This is a genomic window from Sphingobacterium sp. WM, assembly GCF_029542465.1.
Lineage (GTDB): Bacteria > Bacteroidota > Bacteroidia > Sphingobacteriales > Sphingobacteriaceae > Sphingobacterium > Sphingobacterium cellulitidis.
This window is the reverse complement of the sequence record NZ_CP120709.1, coordinates 3,464,981-3,487,795: the sequence shown is the minus strand read 5'-3', so window position 1 is coordinate 3,487,795 and position 22,815 is coordinate 3,464,981. Positions and strand designations below refer to the sequence as shown.

Below are 22,815 nucleotides of genomic sequence, written 5' to 3'. Positions count from 1 at the left end.
TTAGTCTCAAAAGCATGATTATTAATCATATTTTTCATTCCAATTCCTCAATTCTTATTTCTAAAATTTCAAAATTCACATCCCAATATCACAGCAAATTTCTCCCATTTCCACACACCTTTACTTTTCCGTTTTCTATCTCAATTGTCACATCTATTTCTAATATCCCACATCTCACATCTAATCTAGCCCATTTCTTTACACCTATACTTTTCCGTTTTCTATCTCAATTCTCACATCCCACATCTCACATCTATTTCTAATATCCCACATCTCACTTCTCACATCAAATCTAGGCCATTTCTTCACACCTATACTTTTCCGTTTTCTATCTCAAATCTCACATCTCACTTCTCACATCTAATCCCTATCTTTGCGGCTATGGCATCAATAAAACCATCATTAGCTAAGGGTACTCGTGATTTTTCTCCATTGGAAATGGATAAGCGTAATTTTATTTTTAATACGTTAAAATCTATTTTCAGAAAATTTGGATATGCCGAGATCCAAACCCCTTCATTTGAAAACCTTTCAACCTTAACTGGAAAATATGGTGATGAAGGTGATAAATTAATTTTCAAAATCTTAAACTCCGGAGATTATTTGAGCAAGGCTCCAGCAGATTTGTTGGAAAGCAAAAGCTCGAATCCCTTAATTTCTCATATTTCAGAGAAAGCATTGCGTTATGATTTGACAGTTCCATTTGCGCGCTATGTGGTGATGCATCAAAATGATATAGCCCTACCTTTTAAGAGATTTCAGATTCAGCCAGTATGGCGAGCTGACCGTCCTCAGCGAGGAAGATATAGAGAATTTTACCAATGTGATGTAGACGTGGTAGGTTCAAGCTCATTATTGAATGAAGCTGAGTTTATTCTGATCTACAATGAAGCCTTGCTGAAATTAGGATTGAAGGATTTTAATATCAAACTGAACAATAGAAAAATCTTATCAGGAATTGCGGAAGTTGTGGGTAAGCCAGAGTTGATCGTGGATATGACAGTTGCTATTGATAAGCTTGACAAAATTGGTTTGGATGGAGTCAATAAGGAATTGTTGGAAAGAGGTTTTACGGAGGCTGATTTAGCAACCCTAAAACCAATCATCGAGCTTCAGGGTTCTAATTTGGATAAAATAGCATCCATGAAAACAGTCCTTTCAGATTCTACAGTTGGGATGCAAGGGATTGCAGAGATTGAAGAAGTTTTTGCTTACGTTGAAAAGTTCGGTCGTGCGGACCTATTAGAAAAAGTGGTTGAAGTAGATATCACTTTAGCGAGAGGTTTGAATTATTATACAGGATGTATTTTTGAGGTGAAGACCAATGAGGTTCAGATGGGAAGTATTGGTGGTGGTGGTCGCTATGATGACCTGACAGGAATGTTTGGGTTGAAGGACCTGACAGGTGTGGGGGTTTCATTTGGAGCAGATCGTATCTATGATGTCTTGGAGGAGTTGAATCTATTCCCACAAGGAGGTTCAGAAAGAACAAAATTACTGATTGTCAACTTTGATTCTGCGATTGAGGATTTCACTTTGCCATTGATGTATAGATTGCGTGAGGCCGGGGTTGCTGTCGAATTGTATCCTTCGGCGGTTAAGCTCAAAAAACAAATGAGTTATGCTGACTCCAAAGCAATACCTTATGTTCTTTTGGTTGGGGATGAGGAAGTGAGTTCTGGACAATTATCCTTGAAGAACATGGAGACTGGGGAGCAGGAAAAATTGAACATGGATGAATTAATCGAAAAATTGAAATAAGTAAAGCGACCTTTTTAGGTCGCTTTTTTTTATTGGGACAGATTTTAAAGGAGCAAGGGAAAGGATAAGAAGGGAATTGAGCGACGATAATTTTACATAAACCATATAAAACCGAGAAATGTAAGCTAAAAATTATCCGAAATCTCGTTAAAATTGATTAAATTTGTGGTCAGTTTAGTAAAGAAATTCAATACTTAGAAATGAGTTCAACACCTATAACAAAAGAAACCTACCTAGAGTGGTATGAATCCATGCTGCTCATGCGCAAATTTGAAGAGAAATCTGGACAGCTTTATGGACAGCAAAAAATTCGTGGATTTTGTCACTTATACATTGGACAAGAGGCCGTAGTTGCTGGTACAATGTCTGTGATTAAACCTGAAGATTCTTTGATTACAGCCTACCGTGATCACGCCCATGCATTAGCAAAAGGGGTATCGGCGGATGCTTGTATGGCAGAATTATTTGGTAAAGTTACGGGTTGTTCAAAAGGTAAAGGAGGCTCTATGCACTTCTTTTCCAAAGAGCATAAGTTCATGGGTGGTCACGGTATCGTAGGAGGTCAAATTCCTTTAGGTGCTGGTATTGCTTTTGCTGAGAAATATTTGGGAACAGATAATGTAAATATCTGTTACATGGGTGACGGTGCTGTACGTCAAGGTGCTTTCAATGAAACTTTGAATATGGCGATGTTATGGAAATTACCGGTAATCTTTGTTTGTGAAAACAACGGCTATGCAATGGGTACTTCTGTAAAACGTACGACTAACATGCAAGATATCTATAAAATGGGTCTTGGATTTGATATGCCAAGTGCACCTGTAGATGGAATGGATGTTGTTGCTGTTCACAATGCAATGGATGAGGCGGTACAACGTGCTCGTGCTGGTGAAGGTCCTACTTTCTTAGAAATTCGTACTTACCGTTATAAAGGTCACTCCATGTCCGATCCTGCAAAATACCGTACAAAAGAGGAATTGGAAGAGTACAAAGAAAGAGATCCAATAATCGCTGTGAAACACGCTATTGTTGAAAATAAATATGCAGATCAAGCTTGGTTTGATGAAGTAGAAGCGAAGGTTAAGAAAATCGTTGATGATTCAGTGAAATTTGCTGAAGAGTCTCCATACCCTGATGCCGCGGATATCTACAAAGATGTTTATGTTCAAGAGGACTATCCTTTTGTCATGGATTAATTAATGATAATTACTTTAACTTAAATAGAAGAATCCTAAACGATGGCTGAAGTAGTAAAAATGCCAAAAATGAGCGACACCATGACTGAAGGTGTGATCGCTAAATGGCACAAAAAAGTTGGTGATAAAGTAAATTCAGGAGACCTTATTGCAGAGGTTGAAACTGATAAAGCTACAATGGACTTTGAATCTTATCAAGAAGGTACATTGTTATATATTGGACCGAAAGAAGGCGAAGCAGTTCCAATTGATTCAGTAATCGCGGTGTTGGGTGAAGAAGGCGAAGATTACGAAGCATTATTGAAAGGTGATGCAGCTGGCTCTTCGGAGGATAAGAAAGAAACTAAAACTGAAGAAAAAGCTGAAAAATCTACTGAAGAAGCTCCTGCAGCGGATTCAGGAAGTAATGTAACTGCTGAAGATCTTGGCGTTACAGTGATTACCATGCCTTTATTGTCTGATACAATGACTGAAGGGGTGATTGCACAATGGAATTTTAAAGTTGGAGATACCATCAAATCGGATGATGCTATTGCGGATGTAGAAACTGATAAAGCGACTATGGAAGTGACAGCTTATGCTGATGGTACTTTATTATATGTAGGTGTTGAAGCTGGTCAAGCTGCAAAAGTTAATGATATTATTGCGATCGTTGGCCCTGCAGGAACAGATGTTACACCTCTATTAAATCAAAAACCTGCTGCTGCAAAAGCTGAATCTAAAAAAGAAGAAGAAAAACCAGCGGTTCAGGAAAGTAAATCTGATGCTCCAGTTGCTGCATCAACTTCTAGCGACGCTAGAATCAAAGCTTCTCCTTTGGCAAAGAAAATTGCTAAAGAAAAAGGTATTGATTTAAGCCAAGTGAAAGGTTCAGCAGAAAATGGTCGTATCGTAAGAAAAGACGTTGAAAACTTCACTCCGTCTGCAGCTCCTGCAGCAGCAGCGGCTTCTGCACCTGCGGCAGCGTCTGAAGCGAAAACAATCAGTTTACCTCAATTTGTTGGTGAAGAGCGTTTCACTGAAAAACCGGTGAACCAAATGCGTAAGACGATCGCTCGTAGATTGTCTGAGTCATTATTCACTGCACCACATTTCTACTTGACAATCAGTGTAGATATGGACAATGCAATGGCTGCTCGTGCTCAAATCAATGAGGTAGCTCCAGTTAAAGTTTCTTTCAACGATATCGTTGTGAAAGCTGTAGCTGTTGCTTTGAAACAACATCCTAATGTAAACTCTTCTTGGTTAGGCGACAAAATCCGTTATAATGAACATACAAATATCGGTGTTGCAATGGCTGTTGAAGATGGTTTACTAGTTCCGGTTGTTCGTTTTGCTGATGGTAAATCTTTATCACACATCTCTGCGGAGGTTAAAGATTTCGCTCAAAAAGCTAAAGCTAAGAAATTACAACCTTCTGATTGGGAAGGATCAACTTTCACTGTTTCTAACTTGGGTATGTTTGGTATTGATGAATTTACATCTATTATCAACTCACCTGATGGAGCGATCTTGTCAGTTGGTGCTATCCAACAAGTTCCTGTTGTGAAAAATGGAGCAGTTGTTCCTGGAAACATCATGAAATTAACCCTAGGTTGTGACCACCGTGTGGTGGATGGTGCTACTGGTGCTCAATTCTTACAAACATTAAAAGGATTAATCGAAGCTCCGATTCGCTTATTAGCATAATCTGAGTATTCCATAAAATACCAAAAGCCAGCATTATTGCTGGCTTTTGTTGTTTGATATAGTTTCTATTGAATGGATTATTTGCTTCCTCAAGATTTAGATCTTAATATTTTTGTTGAATCGCAATAAGTGGATTTCTGAACCGTTTTCTAAATGTCGAGATATTCTTGGGAATTATGCGGAATAGCTAATTTGTAACTATAGTTTTATCAAAAGAAAGCTAATATTTATTGTAATTTGTCACAATATATAGTAATTTGTCAAGAATTCATCAGACATAATTAGTAAGAAAAAGATTCAGATTAGAAGCGTGTCAATAAAAAAATTATTATTCGTATTGGGGTTAGGGACATTTACGATGTTCTCTTGTTCTTCGCCAGAAGCAAAACAAAAAGAAATTAAGATAGATCAAGCAAAGAAAGATAGTGTTGCATTGATTTATGATTCTACGAAAGCCGATAAACAGATCGATGCTTTTATGCAGAATCTTCATAAAAAATCAGCCTTTAATGGGAATGTTTTAGTCGCCAAAAAAGGAAAGATCCTGTATCAAAATGCCTTTGGATGGGCTGATTATCTTTTAAAAGATAGTTTGAATATCAATTCGCAATTTGAACTTGCCTCTGCCTCCAAGCCTATCACAGCCTTGGCCGTCATGAAACTGGTTCAAGAGGGGAAATTGAAAATGGATAATACCGTGAACGACTTTTATCCTAATTTCCCGTATCCTGGAATTAGTATCGCGCAATTGCTATCCCACCGTTCCGGATTGCCCAATTATGTTTATTTCTCTGAAGAAGCATGGCCAGACCGCAAAAAACCGATGTCCAATCAGGATGCAATGAACTTGTTGATAGAAAAACATCCGAATCGCTATGGCGCACCGGATGGTCGGTTCCATTATAACAATTCCAACTTTATGGTCTTAGCTTCCATCATTGAAAAAGTGACCGGCCAGGATTTTGCTGTTTACATGAAGGAAAATATTTTCGATCCTGCAGGCATGAAACATACTGCGGTATATTCTACAGCCGTGTATGAAAAAACGCCTTCCAATGTTATGGGGCATGATAAAGTTTGGCGCCGTTCGGTCGTTCGCAACTACCTGGATGGACCAGTTGGTGATAAAGGTATCTACAGTACCGTACAGGATATGTATTTATTGGACCTAGCTATCAAGGAAGGTCGTATCGTGAGTCAGACTTCTTTGGACTCGATGTATATGCCAAGAAGCGATGCGAAAAGAAGCTTATTCAGTTATGCTTATGGCTGGCGGACATTTAGTCCTCCGGGCAATCCTATCGTATATCATACCGGATGGTGGCACGGCTTTAAAAGCTTATATGTCCGCGATTTGAAAAACGATGTCACGATTGTTTTGTTGACAAATATGGCAAATGGGAGTTTGAATCATTTAGATGATTTGTATAAAATCTTAGAAATGCCTATTTTGAGACAAAATGCATATAATGCAAGTGGTGAATTAGTAAATTAAAATCCTAATAACAATATATGAAAAAGACCTTGATTTTAGGTGCGAGTACCAATCCGGCAAGATATTCGTATTTGGTAGCCAATAAATTGGTTAGAAAAGGCCATCCCATCGTCAATGTAGGGCGTAAGGTTGGCAAAGTAGCTGGAGCAGAAATCGAACCTGCAGAGGAGATTCATACCGATATAGATACAATGACCTTGTATGTAGGTCCTCAGAACCAGCCTCAATATTATGACTATATTTTAAAGACAAAGCCGAAACGTATTATTTTTAATCCTGGAGCTGAAAATGCTGAACTTGCTGAAAAGGCAAGAGAAAATGGGATTGAAGTCGTTGAAGCATGTACTTTAGTTATGCTTAATACAGGACAATTTTAATAATCCATTCACAAGATTTTCTGAAGGAGCTGTCAAATGACAGCTCCTTTTTTTATTGCCTGAATTTTTTCAGGTTTAATGAGCATGCTTAAGCTGGTATAAATTCAAGAATCGGATGCCTTGTTATGGAAATTGAGGCAGGGGTTGAATTCGGGTTTTGACCAAAAAATCTTTTGTTCAAACTAACTGTTCTACCGGACTTTCTCCGGACTTTCGCCGGACCTTCTTCGGACCTTCTTCGGATTTTGTTCGAATTTTTTCGAACAAGGTCCGACGCAAATCCGATACAGCTGAGGCAGAATGTAAAATTTGATTCCTATTATTCCAAAGTTAATATTGAATTAGAAACAGGATTAAATGAGAATTATGAATGTGCACTTTATTCAGGACCTCATGTCAATTTATTCTGGGAATGGAAATTTACTGAAAACGATATCGTAGATTTTTGTATTGTTTTTCTTTTTATATCCTTATTTTGTTTATTCCTAAATTTTATCAATTTAAAAAACCACAACAATGAGGCGAATTTATTCTACCATCACCCTTTGTCTGATTTCATTGCAGATTTCATTTGGCCAGAAACAGGACCTAAAATTAAGTTCTGATTTTATCAATGGTCAATTGGAAGCATCGGCAAAACAGTATCAACATTTAGTATCAGTAGTTCCTGCCAATAAATTTCCAAAAACCTTTGAAGCTGGGGAACAGAAGTTTTCCAATTCTTCGTGGTGGTGTTCTGGATTTTATCCGGGCACTTTATTGTATTTATCCGAAGGAACCGGGAATTCAACCTTAAAACAGGCTGGCCTGGATAAATTAAAGGAATTGGAAAAGGAACAATTTAATAAAGGAACACATGACTTGGGTTTTATGTTGTTTTGTAGTTTCGGGAATGCCCTGCGTTTGACCGGTGATAGCAGCCAATATCAACCTATATTAAAAACAGGTGCAGAATCACTTACAAGTCGTTTTAACCCAACTACGAAAACCATTCGTTCATGGGATCATAATGTTTGGAAATTTCCAGTAATCATCGATAATATGATGAACTTGGAGTTTTTAATGGAATTATCAAAAACGACAGGGGATAAGAAGTATGCTGATGTTGCCATTACGCATGCCAATACCACGATGAAAAATCATTTTAGAGCAGATAATAGTTCTTTTCACGTGATTGATTATGATCCAAAAACGGGGGAAGTATTGGCTAAGCAAACCGCTCAAGGGGCGGCAGATGAATCTGCATGGGCTCGAGGACAAGCTTGGGGCTTATACGGCTATACCATGATGTACCGAGAAACCAAGGATAAGGCTTATTTGAAACAGGCGCAAAAAATTGCCGATTATATTTTGAAGAATCCGAATTTACCGGCTGATTTGATTCCATATTGGGATTTTGACAAGGATAAGATTCCATCGGATAGTAAGACTTATTCGCGTAGGAGCTTGCGGGATGCTTCGGCGGGAGCAATTATTGCATCGGCCTTATTGGAGTTGTCGCAATATAGCAAGGGCAAAGTAGGGAAGGAATACCTGCGAAAAGCGGAGGAAATGCTTAAGAGTTTGTCTTCAGAGACTTATTTCGTGAAGGATGGAAGTAATGGTGGATATTTGTTGGCTCATAGTGTTGGGGCATTGCCATTGAACTCGGAAGTAGATGTTCCATTAACCTATGCGGACTACTATTATGTGGAGGCTTTGATTAGGTATCAGCGGATGTTGGCGGGGGAGCCGATAATAAAAATTTAGACACATATTTTGATCTATAGGAAAGCCTCGAAAAAAATCGGGGCTATTTTTTTAAAAATAATTGACTAACTATTTGATAGTTATAAAATTGTTTGTACTTTTGCAGTCCCTAAATGGGGAATTGTGTCTTGAGCGAAGCCCTACTGCTTCGATGGACGTTTAATTAATTAATTTATAACATGTCAGGAATTATTGGTAAAAAAGTAGGAATGACCAGCCTGTTCAATGCTGAAGGGAAGAATATCCCTTGTACAGTAATCGAGGCTGGGCCGTGCGTGGTTACGCAGATACGTACGGAAGAGAAGGATGGTTATTCGGCAGTTCAACTTGGCTATGATGATGCTAAGGAAAAGAACACGAGCGCTCCTCTAAAAGGACATTTTGCAAAAGCAGGAGTTAGTCCTAAGCGTAAACTAGTTGAATTCAAAACTTTTACAGATGCGAAAGAACTAGGAGACATCGTTGATGTTACTTTATTTGAAGAAGGCGAGTACGTAGATGTAGTTGGTACTTCCAAAGGTAAAGGATTTCAAGGTGTAATGAAGCGTCATGGCTTTGGTGGTGTAGGTGGTGCGACTCACGGTCAGCACAACAGACTACGTGCACCGGGTTCATTGGGAGCTTCATCTTGGCCTTCAAGAGTATTCAAAGGAATGCGTATGGCGGGTCGTACAGGTGGCGAGCGTGTAAAAGTTCAGAATTTACAGATTTTGAAAGTTTACCCAGAGCAAAACCTAATTGTTGTTAGTGGTTCCGTACCAGGAGCTAAGGGTTCATATGTAATCGTAGACAAATAGTAGAGATGGAAGTTAAAGTATTAAATTTATCAGGAAAAGAAACAGGTGCCAAGGTGCAGCTTCCTGAGTCGGTATTCGGTGTTACACCAAGCGACCACGCAATCTATTTGGATGTGAAACAATACTTAGCGAACCAACGCCAAGGTACACACAAATCAAAACAACGTAATGAGATTGCGGGTTCAACTCGTAAATTACACAAACAAAAAGGAACAGGTGGTGCTCGTGCGGGTTCTATCAAATCTCCATTGTTTAATGGTGGTGGTCGTGTATTCGGTCCTCAACCTCGTGACTATAGCTTCAAATTGAACAAAAAATTAAAGCAATTAGCACGTAAATCAGCATTATCTTACAAAGCACAAGAGAACAATGTTGTTGTATTGGATGAAGTTAACTTTGATTCAATCAAAACTAAAAACTACTTAGCTTTTGTTAATGCATTAAACCTTGCTGACGAGAAAACTTTATTAGTATTGCCAGCATACAATAACAATGTTTATTTATCAAGCAGAAACTTGAAGAAAGCAAAAGTTATCGTAGCATCAGATTTAAATACATATGATGTATTGAACGCTACGAAATTATTGTTAACTGCAGATTCTGTTAAAACTTTGGAGGAAGCATTCGCTAAATAATATGGAAATTATTAAAAAACCTATTTTAACTGAGAAAGCTTCATTATTAACGGAAAAATTAAACCGTTATGCTTTCAAAGTAGATCATAGAGCAAACAAGATTCAAATCAAAACAGCGGTTGAGCAAATGTTTGGTGTGACTGTAGTTGCAGTTAACACAGCAGTTGTTGCAGGTAAGGCGAAAAGCCGTTACACTAAAGCTGGATTTGTATCAGGCAGAAGCCCTAAATATAAGAAGGCCATCATTACAGTTAAAGATGGTGAAACTATTGACTTTTACAGTACACTATAATAAGAAATGGCAGTTAAAAGATTCAAACCGGTTACCCCTGGTACTCGCTTCAGAGTAGGTGCTGATTATTCAGACGTTACAACTAACGTTCCTGAGAAATCATTAGTAGTTAGCATCAAGAAGTCAGGTGGTCGTAATAACTCCGGTAAAATGACTATGCGTTACATCGGTGGGGGACACAAAAAATCATACCGATTAATAGATTTCAAACGCGATAAAAAAGATATCCCTGCAAAAGTTGCTACCATTGAGTATGATCCAAATCGTACTGCACGTATTGCATTATTGCACTACGCAGATGGAGAGAAACGTTATATCATTGCTCCAGCTGGATTAACAGTTGGTCAAACAGTGATTGCAGGCGAATCAGTAGCCCCAGAAGTAGGTAATACTATGCCATTGGCAAACATCCCATTGGGTTCTATCATTCACAACATTGAATTGAATCCAGGACAAGGTGGTTCCATTGCACGTTCAGCAGGTACATATGCACAATTGTCTGCACGTGATGGTAAGTATGCTATTATCAAATTGCCTTCAGGCGAGACTCGTATGATTTTATTGACATGTGTTGCTACCATCGGTTCCGTATCGAACGCAGAGAAAGCAAACCAAGTATTAGGTAAAGCAGGTCGTAAACGTTGGTTAGGTCGTCGTCCTAGAGTTCGTGGTGTTGCGATGAACCCGGTTGATCACCCTATGGGAGGTGGTGAAGGACGTTCATCTGGAGGTCACCCACGCTCACGCACAGGTGTATTAGCTAAAGGCTACAAAACACGCTACAAGAAGAAAACATCGAATCGTTACATCATTGAGAGAAGGAAAAAATAATGGCTCGTTCAATTAAAAAAGGTCCTTATATCGATCACAACTTAGAAAGAAAAGTTCTTTCTATGAATGAAACAAACAAGAAATCAGTAATCAAGACTTGGTCACGCAGATCAATGATTTCACCTGATTTTGTTGGTCATACCTTCGCAGTGCACAACGGGAATAAATTTATTCCAGTTTATGTAACAGAAAATATGGTTGGTCACAAGCTTGGTGAATTTGCGCCTACGCGTACTTTCAGAGGCCACGCAGAAAAGAAAAAATAATAGGTAATGGAAGCAACAAAAAAACTCAAAAAGTCTGTTTTAATTAAGCAGCGCAAAGAGCAGGAAAAAGCTCAAGTAGGAGGAGCTTCTACTGCCAAGTTATTGAATTGCCCTACTTCACCACGTAAGATGCGTCTAGTAGTGGATCTTATCCGTGGACAGAAAGTAGAGAACGCACTTTACATTCTAAAACATACAGGTAAAGAAGCTGCCATTCGTGTTGAGAAATTATTATTATCAGCAATCAAGAATTGGGAGTCTAAAAACGAAGGTTCTTCAGTAGAAGACGGCGGATTGTATGTTAAAGAAGTATCTGTAGGTGGAGGTCGTCAATTAAAGAGATTACGTCCAGCACCACAAGGTCGTGGTTATAGAATTCGTAAGCGTTCAAACCATGTAACTTTGGTAGTAGATAGTATTAATAACGTTAACAACTAATAATATTAAGAATGGGACAAAAAGCAAATCCAATAGGTAGCAGATTAGGAATCATCAAAGGATGGGATTCTAATTGGTTCGGAGGCAACAACTATTCTGATAAGTTAGTTGAGGACGAAAAAATAAGAAAATATCTTTCGGTACGTATCGCAAAAGGCGGTGTAGCAAAAGTTGTTATTGAGAGAACGTTAAAACGTATCACTGTAACAATCCACACAGCACGTCCAGGAATCGTAATTGGTAAAGGTGGTCAGGAAGTTGATAAGATCAAAGAAGAGTTAAAGAAATTAACTAAGAAAGATGTTCAGATCAACATTTTCGAGATCAAACGTCCAGAGTTAGATGCGAAACTAGTTGCAGAAGGTATTGCTAAGCAATTAGAGGCACGTATTTCATTCCGTCGTGCAATGAAAACTGCGATTGCATCTACAATGCGTATGGGAGCAGAAGGTATCAAGGTAATGTGTTCAGGTCGTTTAGGTGGCGCTGAGATGGCTCGTACAGAGCAATACAAAGAAGGAAGAACTCCTCTACACACATTGCGTGCTGATATTGATTATGCATTAGCAGAAGCATTGACAACTTACGGTAAGATTGGCGTAAAAGTTTGGATCTGTAAAGGTGAAGTTTACGGTAAGAGAGATTTATCTCCAAACATTGGTCAAGCGTCAGGCGTTAAATCACGTGGTGGCAACGAAGGTGGTGACAACAACAACCGTCGTGACAACCGCGGAGGTCGTGGTGGAAACCGTGGCGGACGTCGTGATAACAACCGTGGAGGTAAAAGAGATTAATTAATAACAAGATTTAGATTATCTGTTTAACAGATTTAAAAAAATACGAACATGTTACAGCCAAAAAGAACGAAGTTCAGAAAGATGCAGAAAGGCCGTATGAAGGGTAATGCCACTCGTGGAGCGGAATTAGCTTTCGGATCTTTCGGTATCAAATCAATGGAACCAGCATGGATCACAAGCCGTCAGATTGAGGCAGCTCGTATTGCGGTTACTCGTTATATGAAGCGTGAAGGACAAGTTTGGATCCGCATTTTCCCTGACAAACCTGTTACGAAGAAACCTGCAGAGGTACGTATGGGTAAAGGTAAAGGTGCTCCAGAATATTGGGTAGCGGTAGTGCGCCCAGGCCGTATGTTATTTGAAGCAGAAGGCGTTCCATTGGAAATCGCGAAAGAAGCATTACGCTTAGCTGCGCAAAAATTACCGGTTCAAACGAAATTTGTGATACGTAGAGATTACGTTGAAGCATAATAATCGTCGGTAATGTCAAGAGATAAGCCTTACTGCCGTTACCAGTAAGGCGGTTTTAACCTCGCGATAACCCGGCACAACAAATTGAAAAATGAAAAATTCAGAAATCGTAGAATTATCAACTGAGGATTTAACAGCACGTCTTGTAGAAGAGAAAGCTGCCTTAAACAAATTGAAATTTGCACATGCTGTTTCTGCTATTGAGAATCCAAACGTGATCAAAGCAGCTCGCAGAACTATCGCTCGTATCTCTACGGAGATTTCTAAGCGTACTAATGCAGCAAAATCTGAAACAGCCTCTGAGGCATAAAATTAAAGTCGAAATGGAAAGAAATTTAAGAAAAACAAGAATCGGCTTAGTAGTTAGCAACAAGATGGACAAATCTATCGTAGTGGCTGTTGAACGTAAAGTAAAACACCCAATTTACGGTAAATTCGTTAAGAAAACTACTAAATTTAAAGCTCATGACGAACAAAATACCTGCGGTATCGGCGATACGGTATTAATTATGGAGACACGTCCGCTGAGTAAAACTAAGAACTGGAGATTAGTAGAAATTTTAGAAAGGGCTAAATAATGGTACAACAGGAATCAAGACTAAATGTAGCTGACAACAGCGGAGCTAAAGAAGTTTTAGTAATCCGTGTGTTAGGCGGAACGCGCAAGCGTTATGCATCTATCGGTGATAAAATTGTTGTTACCGTAAAGAGCGCTATCCCTTCAGGAAACGTGAAAAAAGGATCAGTTTCTAAAGCAGTAGTCGTACGTACGAAGAAAGAAATCCGTCGTAAAGATGGTTCTTACATTCGTTTTGATGACAATGCTGCAGTATTATTAAATAATAATGATGAGCCACGTGGAACACGTATCTTTGGCCCAGTTGCTAGAGAGTTGCGTGAGAAACAGTTCATGAAAATTGTATCATTAGCACCGGAGGTTTTATAATTATGGCACAAAAAACAAACAAAACTACTCCCAAGATTAAAATCAAGAGAGGAGATTTAGTGAAAGTTATCGCTGGTAACTCTAAAGGTAAGCAAGGTACAGTATTAGAAGTTATTGCTGATACTAACAGAGCGATTGTTGAAGGCGCTAACAAAGTGAAAAAACACACTAAACCAAGTGCAGCAAATCCTAACGGTGGTATCATCGAGAAAGAAGCTGCAATTAACATCTCAAATTTAGCTTTAATCGATCCTAAGACTGGTAATCCTACTCGTGTTGGACGTAAAGTTAATGCAGATGGCAAAATAGTTCGTTACGCAAAAAAATCAGGGGAGGAAATTAAATAATGACTTACGTACCAAGATTAAAAGCGAAATATGCGGAAGAGATCCGTACAGCGCTTAAGGAAAAATTCCAGTATAAGAGTGTTATGCAAGTTCCTAAGCTAGAGAAAATCGTAGTATCTCAAGGTATTGGAGCAGCTACAGCAGACAAGAAATTAATTGATAACTCAATCACTGAGTTAACAACAATTACAGGTCAACAAGCTGTATCTACAAAATCTAAGAAAGATATTTCGAACTTCAAATTGCGTAAAGGAATGCCTATTGGTGCTCGCGTAACATTACGAGACAACAATATGTTTGAATTCTTAGATCGTTTAATCGCGGTTTCTTTACCACGTATTCGTGACTTCCGTGGAATCAACGATAAAGGATTTGACGGACATGGTAACTACAACTTAGGTATTACTGAGCAGATTATCTTCCCAGAGATCAACATTGACAAGATCAACAAGATCCAAGGTATGGATATCACTTTCGTAACTTCAGCTAAGAATGATATCGAAGCTTTAGAATTATTGAAACAATTCGGTTTACCATTCAAAAACCAAAATTCGAATAACAATGGCTAAAGAAGGATTAAAAGCACGCGAAGTTAAGCGTCAAAAATTAGTGGCTAAATTTGCTGAAAAACGTGCGGCATTAAAAGCAGCAGGTGACTACGCAGCCCTAGATAAATTACCAAAAAATGCATCGCCAGTAAGATTGCACAATCGTTGTAAATTAACTGGTCGTCCAAAAGGATATATGCGTCAATTTGGTATCTCACGTGTAACATTCCGTGAGATGGCCTTAGACGGAAAAATCCCGGGAGTGAAAAAAGCTTCTTGGTAATCAAAAAAATATAATTACTTTTGCCCGGATAAACCACGAACAGTGGTTTATCGGGTTTTTTTTGCATTGCAATATTTTAACCGATAAAAGGTCTGTGGCTTCGGTTAGTCATAGAAACCATTATCATAATTTTTATACAATAATGAATACAGATCCAATAGCGGATTACCTTACCCGAGTAAGGAATGCCATTAAGGCCAACCACAGGGTTGTTGAAATTCCTGCATCGAACCTTAAAAAAGAAATCACAAAAGTTCTTTTCGACAAAGGTTACATTGCTAACTACAAATTTATTGAAGAAGGTCCTCAAGGTTCAATCAAGATTGCTTTGAAATACCACCCAATTAGCAAAGTACCGGCTATTCGCACATTGACACGTGTGAGTAAACCTGGTTTAAGAAAGTATGCAAGTGTTGACAGCATCCCTCGTGTATTAAACGGTTTAGGAATTGCGATTTTGTCTACTTCGAAAGGAGTAATGTCAGACAAAGAAGCTGCCGTTCAAAACGTTGGTGGAGAGGTTTTATGTTACATTTATTAATCTAGGAGAAAGCACAGAATGTCAAGAATTGGAAAAGCGCCTATCGCTATACCTTCTGGTGTAACGGTAACAGTTTCAGATAAGAATCTGGTAACTGTTAAAGGCCCTAAAGGTGAATTAACACAACAAGTAGACCGCGACATTACCGTTTCACAAGAAGAAGGTAATATCGTTGTGTCACGTTCAACAGAACAAAAGAAACACAAAGCATTACATGGTTTATACCGCGCCCTATTGAACAATATGGTTGTAGGTGTAACCGAGGGATACAAAACTACCCAAGAATTAGTTGGTGTTGGTTACCGTGCTGCAAACAACGGTAATACGCTAGAGCTAACCTTAGGTTTCTCTCACCAGATTGTATTCGTATTGCCAGAGGAAATTAAAGTAACAACAACTGCTGATAAGGGTAAAAACCCAACTATCACTTTAGAATCTATCGACAAACAATTGATCGGTCAAGTAGCGGCGAAAATCCGTAGCTTCCGTAAGCCAGAGCCATACAAAGGTAAAGGTATCAAGTTTGCAGGTGAAGTATTAAGAAGAAAAGCAGGTAAATCAGCTAAAAAATAATAACCATGGCAGGAATTAAATCAACTCGCAGAGAGCGAATCAAAAAAGGAATTAGAAAACACCTGGCTGGATCAACTGAACGTCCTCGTTTGACGGTTTTTAGAAGTAACAAAGGTATCTACGCTCAGATTATTGACGATACTACTGGTAAAACATTAGCATCAGCATCAACTTTATCAAAAGAATTTGCTGGTTCAGGTAACAAAGTAGATCAATCGAAAGAAGTAGGTAAATTAGTTGCTGAGAAAGCGGTTGCAGCAGGAATTAGCAAAGTAGTTTTTGACCGTAATGGGTACTTATACCATGGCCGTATCAAATCATTGGCTGAAGGTGCTCGCGAAGGCGGTTTAGACTTTTAATTAAAGAAAAAAATGGCATTAAGCAATATTAAAAGAGTAAAATCAAGCGAAATTGAAGTAAAAGATCGCTTAGTAAGCATCCAACGCGTAGCCAAGGTGACCAAAGGTGGTCGTACTTTCAGTTTTTCAGCTATTGTAGTAGTTGGAGACGAAAATGGTATCGTAGGATACGGATTAGGAAAAGCTAAAGAGGTTACTGAAGCTATCACTAAAGGTATCGATGATGCAAAGAAAAACTTAGTAAAAGTTCCTATTATCAAAGGTACAGTACCTCATGAGCAATACGGTAAATATTCAGGTGGTTCAGTTTTAATTAAACCAGCTGTAAGTGGTACCGGAGTATTAGCAGGTGGTGCTATGCGTGCGGTATTGGAGTCTGCAGGCATTACAGACGTATTAGCAAAATCATTAGGTTCTTCTAACCCACACAACGTGGTAAAAGCAACGATTGATGCATTAGCTAATATGCGTGACGCTTATACAGTAGCACAAACACGTGGTGTCGATTTAAACAAAGTATTTAACGGTTAATATCATGGCAAAAATTAAAATCACCCAGATAAAGAGCGTTATCGACAGAAGCGAGCGCCAAAAGAAAACTATCGAAGCATTAGGTTTGAAAAAAATCAATCATTCGGTAGAAGTTGAAGCTACAGCAGCCATCATTGGTATGGTTCGTAAAGTGAACCACTTAGTCGCTGTAGAGACTATTTAATAAAATAGATGGAAAGGATGCTCACTTCCTTTCCATTCTTTGTTAATAAATTTATGGAATGCTATGGCCTGTTTAGTGAGAGCGAAGGCGTAGCACAATTTGATTAAAAATGAACTTAAGTAATCTAAAACCAGCATCTGGTTCAATTAAAACTAAAAAACGTATTGGTCGTGGACAAGGATCTGGCCGTGGTGGTACCTCTACTCGTGGTCACAAAGGAGCAGGATCTCGTTCAGGAAACTCTACGAAAATCGGTTTCGAAGGTGGTCAAATGCCTCTTCAACGTCGTGTACCTAAATTTGGTTTTAAGAACATCAACCGTGTAGAATATGTAGGTGTTAACTTAGATGTTTTACAAGCTATCGTTGAGAAATTCAGCTTAACCACTGTAGATTTCGATACTTTGAAAGAGCACGGATTAGTTTCAAAAAATGACTTAATCAAGATCTTAGGTCGTGGTGAGTTCACCGCAAAAGTAGAAGTAAAGGCCCATGCATTTTCAGCTTCAGCACAAAAAGCAATTGAAGCAGCAGGTGGTTCTATCGTTAAATTGTAATAATACATGAAGAAACTAATCACAACCTTAACCAATATATGGAAGATAGAAGAATTACGTAATCGTATTCTTAATACGATTCTATTTCTTTTAATATACCGCGTTGGTTGTCACGTGGTTTTACCAGGTGTCAATCCAGAAGCGTTGGTAATAAACAGAGAAGGTGGTAATGACATCATGAACTTGATCAATATGTTTGCGGGAGGTTCCTTCTCGCGTGCTGCGATCTTTGCTCTTGGTGTAATGCCTTATATCTCGGCATCTATCGTAGTTCAGCTATTGGGGATTGCTGTTCCTGCTTTTCAAAAGATGCAGAAAGAGGGAGAATCTGGCCGTAAGAAAATGAACAACATTACTCGTTACTTAACCGTTGCGATTACTTTAGTTCAGGCAGTAGCTTATGTTAAGACCCAAATTGGTCCAGAAGCGAAAACCATTGCGGATCCGATGTTCTCTATCCTATCTGCGGTCGTATTGACAGCGGGTACATTGTTTGTGATGTGGCTAGGTGAAAAGATTACCGATAAAGGAATTGGTAATGGTATTTCATTAATCATTATGGCTGGTATTATTGCTCAGCTTCCTGCAGGTATTACTGCAGAATGGGCATCCAGAATGAGCCCAAGTGGTGGTGGTCCTATTCCATTGTTATTGGAGTTTGTTGCCTTATTCTTCGTTGTGATCTTCACGATTTTAGTTGTACAAGGTGTTCGTAAGATCCCTGTACAGTATGCGAAGAAAATTGTAGGAAACAAACAGATTGGTGGTGTGCGTCAATACATTCCTTTAAAGGTAAATGCGGCGGGTGTAATGCCAATCATTTTCGCGCAGGCGATTATGTTTTTACCGATGTCGTTGACACAATTCTTCCCGAATGTTCAATCTGACTTTCTGAATTCATTGAGTAACTATACTTCCGTAACGTATAATGTTGTATTCGCATTATTGATTATTGCGTTTACTTTCTTCTATACGGCGATCATGGTTAACCCTCAACAGATGTCAGAGGACATGAAGAAGAACGGTGGTTTTATTCCAGGTATCAAACCAGGTTATGAGACCAACATGTTTATCGACAACGTAATATCACATATTACCTTCCCTGGTGCTGTATTTGTGGCGATCATTGCGATTTTGCCAGCAATTGCAACATTATTTGGAGTAAATAATCAATTTGCACATTTCTATGGTGGTACCTCTTTATTAATTTTAGTAGGTGTTGTTCTAGATACAATTCAGCAAATTGAGAGTCATTTGTTAATGCGTCATTATGATGGATTGATGAAAACAGGTCGTGTAAAAGGTAGAAGCACTGCTACTACTGTTGAAGGCTATGATCAATCCGCATTATAATTTTGAATGTCTAAAGTATATTATAAAACAGCAGATGAAATTGAGCAAGTGCGAGAGTCAGCAAATGTACTCTCGCAATTACTTGCTGAAATTGCAGGATTAGTAAAGCCGGGGATTACGACTTTATCATTAGATAAATTTGCCTTCGACTTTATTAAGGACCATAAAGGAACCCCAGCATTTTTAAATTACCAAGGATTCCCATATTCATTATGTATTTCAGTGAATGACCAAGTTGTTCATGGATTTCCAAGTGATTATGTTTTGAAAGATGGGGATATCGTTACGGTAGATGGTGGTGTGAATTTGAATGGTTTTATTAGTGATTCTGCATATACGTTTGCTGTCGGTGAGATTTCTGAAGAAGCGAAACAATTGTTAGAAGTAACAAAAGGATCTTTACAAGCAGGAATCGAACAAGCAATCGCGGGCAAGCGAATAGGAGATATCTCGGCTGCCGTTCAAGAATATGTAGCACCATATCGTTATGGTATTGTTCGGGAACTGGTTGGTCATGGAGTTGGATTTCATTTACACGAGAAACCGGAGGTTCCGAATTACGGCAAACGTGGTTCAGGGCCGAAGTTGGAAGAAGGATTGGTGATCTGTATTGAGCCAATGATCAATGCCGGCAAGGCAGGGGTTAAGTTTTGGGATGACGGATGGACAGTGAGTACAGTTGATGGAAAGCTTTCAGCACATTTCGAACAGATGGTTTCGATTCAGAAAGGTACTCCGGATGTGTTATTGAATTTTGACGCGATTGAGAAAGTTTTAAATAAAAAGTAGTTGGTATTCAATTATTTTATTTATCTTTGCACTCCTGTTTGCGGGTATATCATCATTTAAAATACGAGATTATATGGCTAAACAAGCCTCGATTGAACAAGACGGCATAATCAAAGAAGCGTTATCTAACGCGATGTTTCGCGTAGAATTAGAGAATGGGCATGAAATTATTGCACATATTTCTGGTAAGATGCGCATGCATTATATCAAGATATTACCAGGTGACAAAGTGAAGTTAGAAATGTCACCATATGATTTAACAAAAGGAAGAATTACATACCGCTATAAATAAACGTAAGTTTCTTCAATAAAATAGCTTTTAAAAAATTACTGTAATGAAAGTTAGAGCATCAATAAAAAAACGTAGTGCGGATTGTAAGATTATCCGTCGTAAAGGAAAAGTATTTGTAATCAATAAAAAGAACCCGAAGTTTAAACAACGTCAAGGTTAATTTTAAATAATCGCTTAAAATATTATATGGCAAGGATCTCAGGTATAGATTTACCTAAAAACAAAAGAGGCATCATTGGCCTTACCTATATTTTTGGTATTGGTCGTTCTACTGCTGCTTACATCCTAGAAAAAGCAGGCATCAGTCAAGATGTTAAAGTACAAGAATGGAATGATGATCAATTAGCAGCTATCCGTACAATCATCAATGATGAGATTAAGGTAGAAGGCGCTTTGCGTTCAGAGGTTCAATTGAACATTAAACGTTTAATGGACATCGGATGTTACCGTGGCCTACGTCACCGTAAGCATTTACCAGTTCGTGGACAACGTACGAAGAACAATTCACGTACAAGAAAAGGTAAACGTAAAACAGTTGCAAACAAGAAAAAAGCTACTAAATAATAAGTAAGAAATGGCTAAAAGTAAAAAAGTTACTAAAAAACGTATCGTAGTTATCGAGCCTGTAGGACAAGCTCATATCAACGCTACTTTTAACAACATTATCGTAACTTTGACTAACAATCAAGGTCAAACAATTTCATGGTCATCAGCTGGTAAAATGGGCTTTAAAGGTTCTAAAAAGAACACTCCATACGCTGCATCACAAGCTGCATCAGACTGTGGTAAAGTTGCACATGATTTAGGATTGCGTAAAGTTGAAGTATTCGTAAAAGGTCCGGGAGCAGGTCGTGAATCCGCTATCCGTTCATTGCAAACAATTGGTATCGACGTAACTACCATTAAGGATATCACTCCACTTCCACACAATGGTTGTCGTCCTCCAAAACGCAGAAGAGTTTAATAACAAATTTGTTTAAGATAAGATTCATCAGTTATAGGCTGATAGATACTTCAAACAGAATCAGAAATGGCAAGATATACAGGACCTAAGTCCAAAATAGCTCGTAAATTTAGAGAGCCAATTTTCGGCCCAGATAAGGCATTAGAAAAAAAGAATTATCCTCCTGGTCAACATGGACCATCAAAAAGAAGAGGAAAACAATCTGAATACGCAATTCAGTTGTTAGAAAAGCAAAAAGCAAAATACACTTACGGTGTATTAGAGCGTCAATTCGCTAACTTATTTGCTAAGGCTGCAGCAAAACAAGGTGTTACAGGTGAAAACTTCTTGAAATTATTAGAAGCACGTTTAGATAACATCGTTTACCGTTTAGGCATTGCTCCTACACGTTCATCTGCACGTCAATTAGTTTCGCACAAGCATATTACTGTTAACGGACAAGTAGTTAACATCCCATCATACAGTATCCGTCCAGGCGATGTAATTTCAGTTCGTGAGCGTTCTCAGTCGTTAGAAGCGATTGTAACTTCAGTAGCTGGAAGAAAAATCAACAAATTCAGCTGGTTGGATTGGGATTCAGACAAACTAACAGGAACTTTCGTAAGTTACCCTGAGCGTGCTGATATTCCAGAAAACATTAAAGAGAACTTAATTGTAGAGTTGTACTCTAAATAATAATTAATAACAACATGCATTGTCATAGATGCATGTTGTTGTTTTCATAAATAGTAAATAAACTTAAAAGAACATAAATGGCAATTTTAGCATTTCAAAGACCGGATAAAGTTATCATGCAGAAATCAACTGATTTTGATGGTACCTTTGAATTTCGTCCACTAGAGCCAGGTTTTGGAGTTACTATTGGTAATGCTTTACGCCGTATTTTATTGTCCTCTTTAGAAGGATATGCAATTACGTCGGTAAGATTTTCAGGCGTTTCGCACGAATTCTCTACGATTAAAGGCGTGGTAGAAGACGTTACTGAAATCATCTTGAACTTGAAACAAGTTCGTTTTAAGAAATCAGGTGAGCAAGGCGATAGCGAGAAGATCTTTGTAGTTATCAATGGTCAAGATCAATTTACAGCTGGTGATATAACGAAATTTTCCAATAATTTTACTGTATTGAATCCTGATTTGGTGATCTGTAACATGGATAGTTCAGTGACTGTAGAAGTTGAATTATCAGTTGCAAAAGGCCGTGGATACGTAAATGCAGAAGAAAATAAAGTGGTTGATGGTCCTGTTGGAGTAATCGCGATTGATTCAATCTATACTCCAATCAAGAATGTAAAATATACCATTGAGAACTACCGTGTAGAACAAAAAACTGACTACGAGAAATTGTTGTTAGATATTTCTACTGATGGTTCTATTCATCCAGAAGATGCTTTGAAAGAAGCAGCTAAGATTTTGATTCAACACTTCATGTTGTTCTCAGATGAGAATATGTTGTTAGAGTCACAAACTAAAGAAGAAACTAAAGTTGTTGATGAAGAGATTTTACACATGCGTAAGATCTTGAAAACAGAATTAGTGGATTTAGATCTTTCAGTTCGTGCATTGAACTGTTTGAAAGCTGCTGACATTCGTACATTAGCTGAATTAGTTACATACGATGTAGCTGATATGTTGAAATTCCGCAACTTTGGTAAAAAATCATTGAGCGAAATTCAAGAGTTAGTGAAATCAAAAGGTTTATCATTTGGAATGAACTTGTCTAAATACAAGTTGGACGAAGAATAATAATTAAATA

The 22,815-nt window shown here is 38.3% G+C and carries 34 protein-coding genes; all 34 read left to right on the top strand.

The genetic code is table 11. From position 1 onward, the window contains the following. Window positions 1–381 precede the first annotated feature (381 nt). The 34 genes from hisS to PZ892_RS14735 all read left to right on the top strand — a co-directional run bounded on the left by hisS (window position 382) and on the right by PZ892_RS14735 (window position 22,805). Window positions 382–1,761, top strand: coding sequence for a histidine--tRNA ligase (hisS, locus tag PZ892_RS14900; RefSeq protein WP_094257914.1), 1,380 nt, complete (start codon window positions 382–384; stop codon window positions 1,759–1,761). Window positions 1,762–1,961: 200 nt separating this feature from the next. After that, the gene (gene pdhA / locus PZ892_RS14895) at window positions 1,962–2,957 is read left to right on the top strand and encodes a pyruvate dehydrogenase (acetyl-transferring) E1 component subunit alpha (RefSeq protein WP_094257913.1); all 996 of its coding nucleotides are present in this window, start codon (window positions 1,962–1,964) and stop codon (window positions 2,955–2,957) included. 42 nt (window positions 2,958–2,999) lie between these two features. Continuing rightward, window positions 3,000–4,646 (top strand): pyruvate dehydrogenase complex dihydrolipoamide acetyltransferase, encoded by a 1,647-nt coding sequence (locus PZ892_RS14890; protein WP_094257912.1) that lies wholly within the window; start codon window positions 3,000–3,002, stop codon window positions 4,644–4,646. 310 nt (window positions 4,647–4,956) lie between these two features. Then, a complete protein-coding gene (locus PZ892_RS14885) occupies window positions 4,957–6,141 on the top strand; it encodes a serine hydrolase domain-containing protein (RefSeq protein WP_306427048.1) in 1,185 nt (394 codons plus the stop codon). Between the two features lie 17 nt (window positions 6,142–6,158). After that, on the top strand, window positions 6,159–6,518 hold the full coding sequence (locus PZ892_RS14880; protein WP_094257910.1) for a CoA-binding protein: 360 nt from the start codon (window positions 6,159–6,161) through the stop codon (window positions 6,516–6,518). Between the two features lie 516 nt (window positions 6,519–7,034). Beyond that, window positions 7,035–8,267 (top strand): glycoside hydrolase family 88 protein, encoded by a 1,233-nt coding sequence (locus PZ892_RS14875; RefSeq protein WP_094257909.1) that lies wholly within the window; start codon window positions 7,035–7,037, stop codon window positions 8,265–8,267. A 179-nt stretch (window positions 8,268–8,446) separates the two neighbouring features. Beyond that, window positions 8,447–9,064 carry a 50S ribosomal protein L3 gene (rplC, locus tag PZ892_RS14870; protein WP_094257908.1) on the top strand — a complete coding sequence of 206 codons (618 nt, stop codon included), beginning with the start codon at window positions 8,447–8,449 and terminating at the stop codon, window positions 9,062–9,064. Between the two features lie 5 nt (window positions 9,065–9,069). Further along, the gene (gene rplD, locus PZ892_RS14865; protein ID WP_094257907.1) at window positions 9,070–9,699 is read left to right on the top strand and encodes a 50S ribosomal protein L4; all 630 of its coding nucleotides are present in this window, start codon (window positions 9,070–9,072) and stop codon (window positions 9,697–9,699) included. A gap of 1 nt (window position 9,700) precedes the next feature. Further along, window positions 9,701–9,991: a 50S ribosomal protein L23 gene (gene rplW / locus PZ892_RS14860; protein ID WP_094257906.1), complete on the top strand. Its 291-nt coding sequence runs from the start codon at window positions 9,701–9,703 to the stop codon at window positions 9,989–9,991. A gap of 6 nt (window positions 9,992–9,997) precedes the next feature. Then, complete coding sequence (rplB, locus tag PZ892_RS14855; protein ID WP_093100410.1) at window positions 9,998–10,822, top strand: 50S ribosomal protein L2; 825 nt, start codon at window positions 9,998–10,000, stop codon at window positions 10,820–10,822. After that, on the top strand, window positions 10,822–11,088 hold the full coding sequence (gene rpsS, locus PZ892_RS14850; RefSeq protein WP_002997495.1) for a 30S ribosomal protein S19: 267 nt from the start codon (window positions 10,822–10,824) through the stop codon (window positions 11,086–11,088). The genes rplB and rpsS overlap by 1 nt, the downstream gene beginning before the upstream one ends. A gap of 6 nt (window positions 11,089–11,094) precedes the next feature. Beyond that, window positions 11,095–11,526, top strand: a complete 432-nt coding sequence (gene rplV / locus PZ892_RS14845; protein ID WP_094257905.1) for a 50S ribosomal protein L22 — start codon at window positions 11,095–11,097, stop codon at window positions 11,524–11,526. 11 nt (window positions 11,527–11,537) lie between these two features. Continuing rightward, on the top strand, window positions 11,538–12,320 hold the full coding sequence (gene rpsC, locus PZ892_RS14840) for a 30S ribosomal protein S3 (protein ID WP_094257904.1): 783 nt from the start codon (window positions 11,538–11,540) through the stop codon (window positions 12,318–12,320). Between the two features lie 51 nt (window positions 12,321–12,371). Beyond that, window positions 12,372–12,794 (top strand): 50S ribosomal protein L16, encoded by a 423-nt coding sequence (gene rplP, locus PZ892_RS14835; protein ID WP_094257903.1) that lies wholly within the window; start codon window positions 12,372–12,374, stop codon window positions 12,792–12,794. Between the two features lie 91 nt (window positions 12,795–12,885). After that, on the top strand, window positions 12,886–13,104 hold the full coding sequence (rpmC, locus tag PZ892_RS14830) for a 50S ribosomal protein L29 (protein WP_094257902.1): 219 nt from the start codon (window positions 12,886–12,888) through the stop codon (window positions 13,102–13,104). A gap of 13 nt (window positions 13,105–13,117) precedes the next feature. Beyond that, window positions 13,118–13,372: a 30S ribosomal protein S17 gene (rpsQ, locus tag PZ892_RS14825; RefSeq protein ID WP_013665010.1), complete on the top strand. Its 255-nt coding sequence runs from the start codon at window positions 13,118–13,120 to the stop codon at window positions 13,370–13,372. Further along, window positions 13,372–13,740 (top strand): 50S ribosomal protein L14, encoded by a 369-nt coding sequence (gene rplN, locus PZ892_RS14820; protein WP_037498951.1) that lies wholly within the window; start codon window positions 13,372–13,374, stop codon window positions 13,738–13,740. The genes rpsQ and rplN overlap by 1 nt, the downstream gene beginning before the upstream one ends. 2 nt (window positions 13,741–13,742) lie before the next feature. Then, window positions 13,743–14,087 carry a 50S ribosomal protein L24 gene (gene rplX / locus PZ892_RS14815; RefSeq protein ID WP_094257901.1) on the top strand — a complete coding sequence of 115 codons (345 nt, stop codon included), beginning with the start codon at window positions 13,743–13,745 and terminating at the stop codon, window positions 14,085–14,087. Then, complete coding sequence (gene rplE, locus PZ892_RS14810; RefSeq protein ID WP_094257900.1) at window positions 14,087–14,656, top strand: 50S ribosomal protein L5; 570 nt, start codon at window positions 14,087–14,089, stop codon at window positions 14,654–14,656. Before rplX ends, rplE begins: the two co-directional genes overlap by 1 nt. Further along, a complete protein-coding gene (gene rpsN / locus PZ892_RS14805) occupies window positions 14,649–14,918 on the top strand; it encodes a 30S ribosomal protein S14 (protein WP_093100399.1) in 270 nt (89 codons plus the stop codon). Before rplE ends, rpsN begins: the two co-directional genes overlap by 8 nt. 139 nt (window positions 14,919–15,057) lie before the next feature. Beyond that, window positions 15,058–15,459 carry a 30S ribosomal protein S8 gene (gene rpsH, locus PZ892_RS14800; protein ID WP_229678329.1) on the top strand — a complete coding sequence of 134 codons (402 nt, stop codon included), beginning with the start codon at window positions 15,058–15,060 and terminating at the stop codon, window positions 15,457–15,459. 18 nt (window positions 15,460–15,477) lie between these two features. Further along, the gene (gene rplF / locus PZ892_RS14795) at window positions 15,478–16,032 is read left to right on the top strand and encodes a 50S ribosomal protein L6 (RefSeq protein WP_094257899.1); all 555 of its coding nucleotides are present in this window, start codon (window positions 15,478–15,480) and stop codon (window positions 16,030–16,032) included. A gap of 5 nt (window positions 16,033–16,037) precedes the next feature. Further along, a complete protein-coding gene (rplR, locus tag PZ892_RS14790) occupies window positions 16,038–16,391 on the top strand; it encodes a 50S ribosomal protein L18 (RefSeq protein ID WP_094257898.1) in 354 nt (117 codons plus the stop codon). Window positions 16,392–16,403: 12 nt separating this feature from the next. Next, a complete protein-coding gene (rpsE, locus tag PZ892_RS14785) occupies window positions 16,404–16,922 on the top strand; it encodes a 30S ribosomal protein S5 (RefSeq protein ID WP_277711457.1) in 519 nt (172 codons plus the stop codon). Between the two features lie 4 nt (window positions 16,923–16,926). After that, on the top strand, window positions 16,927–17,106 hold the full coding sequence (rpmD, locus tag PZ892_RS14780; protein ID WP_094257897.1) for a 50S ribosomal protein L30: 180 nt from the start codon (window positions 16,927–16,929) through the stop codon (window positions 17,104–17,106). Window positions 17,107–17,215: 109 nt separating this feature from the next. Beyond that, complete coding sequence (gene rplO, locus PZ892_RS14775) at window positions 17,216–17,662, top strand: 50S ribosomal protein L15 (protein ID WP_094257896.1); 447 nt, start codon at window positions 17,216–17,218, stop codon at window positions 17,660–17,662. A 6-nt stretch (window positions 17,663–17,668) separates the two neighbouring features. Next, a complete protein-coding gene (gene secY, locus PZ892_RS14770) occupies window positions 17,669–19,015 on the top strand; it encodes a preprotein translocase subunit SecY (protein WP_094257895.1) in 1,347 nt (448 codons plus the stop codon). A 6-nt stretch (window positions 19,016–19,021) separates the two neighbouring features. Then, the gene (gene map, locus PZ892_RS14765; RefSeq protein ID WP_094257894.1) at window positions 19,022–19,804 is read left to right on the top strand and encodes a type I methionyl aminopeptidase; all 783 of its coding nucleotides are present in this window, start codon (window positions 19,022–19,024) and stop codon (window positions 19,802–19,804) included. A gap of 73 nt (window positions 19,805–19,877) precedes the next feature. Further along, complete coding sequence (gene infA / locus PZ892_RS14760; RefSeq protein WP_021071231.1) at window positions 19,878–20,096, top strand: translation initiation factor IF-1; 219 nt, start codon at window positions 19,878–19,880, stop codon at window positions 20,094–20,096. Between the two features lie 43 nt (window positions 20,097–20,139). Next, window positions 20,140–20,256: a type B 50S ribosomal protein L36 gene (ykgO, locus tag PZ892_RS14755; protein WP_013665024.1), complete on the top strand. Its 117-nt coding sequence runs from the start codon at window positions 20,140–20,142 to the stop codon at window positions 20,254–20,256. Between the two features lie 26 nt (window positions 20,257–20,282). Further along, window positions 20,283–20,660, top strand: a complete 378-nt coding sequence (rpsM, locus tag PZ892_RS14750) for a 30S ribosomal protein S13 (RefSeq protein WP_094257893.1) — start codon at window positions 20,283–20,285, stop codon at window positions 20,658–20,660. A gap of 10 nt (window positions 20,661–20,670) precedes the next feature. After that, entirely contained in the window at window positions 20,671–21,060 is a 390-nt protein-coding gene (gene rpsK, locus PZ892_RS14745; RefSeq protein WP_094257892.1) for a 30S ribosomal protein S11, read from the top strand. 66 nt (window positions 21,061–21,126) lie between these two features. Then, a complete protein-coding gene (rpsD, locus tag PZ892_RS14740; protein WP_094257891.1) occupies window positions 21,127–21,735 on the top strand; it encodes a 30S ribosomal protein S4 in 609 nt (202 codons plus the stop codon). 77 nt (window positions 21,736–21,812) lie between these two features. Then, complete coding sequence (locus PZ892_RS14735) at window positions 21,813–22,805, top strand: DNA-directed RNA polymerase subunit alpha (protein ID WP_094257890.1); 993 nt, start codon at window positions 21,813–21,815, stop codon at window positions 22,803–22,805. Window positions 22,806–22,815 lie beyond the last annotated feature (10 nt).

Coding starts and splice junctions, on each gene's coding strand:
- rplC (WP_094257908.1), top strand. CDS start 8,447: ATGTCAGGAATTATTGGTAAAAAAGTAGGAATGACCAGCCTGTTCAAT.
- map (WP_094257894.1), top strand. CDS start 19,022: ATGTCTAAAGTATATTATAAAACAGCAGATGAAATTGAGCAAGTGCGA.
- rplX (WP_094257901.1), top strand. CDS start 13,743: ATGGCACAAAAAACAAACAAAACTACTCCCAAGATTAAAATCAAGAGA.
- PZ892_RS14890 (WP_094257912.1), top strand. CDS start 3,000: ATGGCTGAAGTAGTAAAAATGCCAAAAATGAGCGACACCATGACTGAA.
- rplO (WP_094257896.1), top strand. CDS start 17,216: ATGAACTTAAGTAATCTAAAACCAGCATCTGGTTCAATTAAAACTAAA.
- rpmD (WP_094257897.1), top strand. CDS start 16,927: ATGGCAAAAATTAAAATCACCCAGATAAAGAGCGTTATCGACAGAAGC.
- rpmC (WP_094257902.1), top strand. CDS start 12,886: ATGAAAAATTCAGAAATCGTAGAATTATCAACTGAGGATTTAACAGCA.
- rplP (WP_094257903.1), top strand. CDS start 12,372: ATGTTACAGCCAAAAAGAACGAAGTTCAGAAAGATGCAGAAAGGCCGT.
- rplB (WP_093100410.1), top strand. CDS start 9,998: ATGGCAGTTAAAAGATTCAAACCGGTTACCCCTGGTACTCGCTTCAGA.
- rpsN (WP_093100399.1), top strand. CDS start 14,649: ATGGCTAAAGAAGGATTAAAAGCACGCGAAGTTAAGCGTCAAAAATTA.
- rplD (WP_094257907.1), top strand. CDS start 9,070: ATGGAAGTTAAAGTATTAAATTTATCAGGAAAAGAAACAGGTGCCAAG.
- rplV (WP_094257905.1), top strand. CDS start 11,095: ATGGAAGCAACAAAAAAACTCAAAAAGTCTGTTTTAATTAAGCAGCGC.
- rpsM (WP_094257893.1), top strand. CDS start 20,283: ATGGCAAGGATCTCAGGTATAGATTTACCTAAAAACAAAAGAGGCATC.
- rplN (WP_037498951.1), top strand. CDS start 13,372: ATGGTACAACAGGAATCAAGACTAAATGTAGCTGACAACAGCGGAGCT.
- PZ892_RS14880 (WP_094257910.1), top strand. CDS start 6,159: ATGAAAAAGACCTTGATTTTAGGTGCGAGTACCAATCCGGCAAGATAT.
- rpsC (WP_094257904.1), top strand. CDS start 11,538: ATGGGACAAAAAGCAAATCCAATAGGTAGCAGATTAGGAATCATCAAA.
- secY (WP_094257895.1), top strand. CDS start 17,669: ATGAAGAAACTAATCACAACCTTAACCAATATATGGAAGATAGAAGAA.
- rplE (WP_094257900.1), top strand. CDS start 14,087: ATGACTTACGTACCAAGATTAAAAGCGAAATATGCGGAAGAGATCCGT.
- ykgO (WP_013665024.1), top strand. CDS start 20,140: ATGAAAGTTAGAGCATCAATAAAAAAACGTAGTGCGGATTGTAAGATT.
- PZ892_RS14735 (WP_094257890.1), top strand. CDS start 21,813: ATGGCAATTTTAGCATTTCAAAGACCGGATAAAGTTATCATGCAGAAA.
- rpsK (WP_094257892.1), top strand. CDS start 20,671: ATGGCTAAAAGTAAAAAAGTTACTAAAAAACGTATCGTAGTTATCGAG.
- infA (WP_021071231.1), top strand. CDS start 19,878: ATGGCTAAACAAGCCTCGATTGAACAAGACGGCATAATCAAAGAAGCG.
- rpsQ (WP_013665010.1), top strand. CDS start 13,118: ATGGAAAGAAATTTAAGAAAAACAAGAATCGGCTTAGTAGTTAGCAAC.
- pdhA (WP_094257913.1), top strand. CDS start 1,962: ATGAGTTCAACACCTATAACAAAAGAAACCTACCTAGAGTGGTATGAA.
- hisS (WP_094257914.1), top strand. CDS start 382: ATGGCATCAATAAAACCATCATTAGCTAAGGGTACTCGTGATTTTTCT.
- rpsD (WP_094257891.1), top strand. CDS start 21,127: ATGGCAAGATATACAGGACCTAAGTCCAAAATAGCTCGTAAATTTAGA.
- rplF (WP_094257899.1), top strand. CDS start 15,478: ATGTCAAGAATTGGAAAAGCGCCTATCGCTATACCTTCTGGTGTAACG.
- rplW (WP_094257906.1), top strand. CDS start 9,701: ATGGAAATTATTAAAAAACCTATTTTAACTGAGAAAGCTTCATTATTA.
- rplR (WP_094257898.1), top strand. CDS start 16,038: ATGGCAGGAATTAAATCAACTCGCAGAGAGCGAATCAAAAAAGGAATT.
- PZ892_RS14875 (WP_094257909.1), top strand. CDS start 7,035: ATGAGGCGAATTTATTCTACCATCACCCTTTGTCTGATTTCATTGCAG.
- rpsE (WP_277711457.1), top strand. CDS start 16,404: ATGGCATTAAGCAATATTAAAAGAGTAAAATCAAGCGAAATTGAAGTA.
- rpsS (WP_002997495.1), top strand. CDS start 10,822: ATGGCTCGTTCAATTAAAAAAGGTCCTTATATCGATCACAACTTAGAA.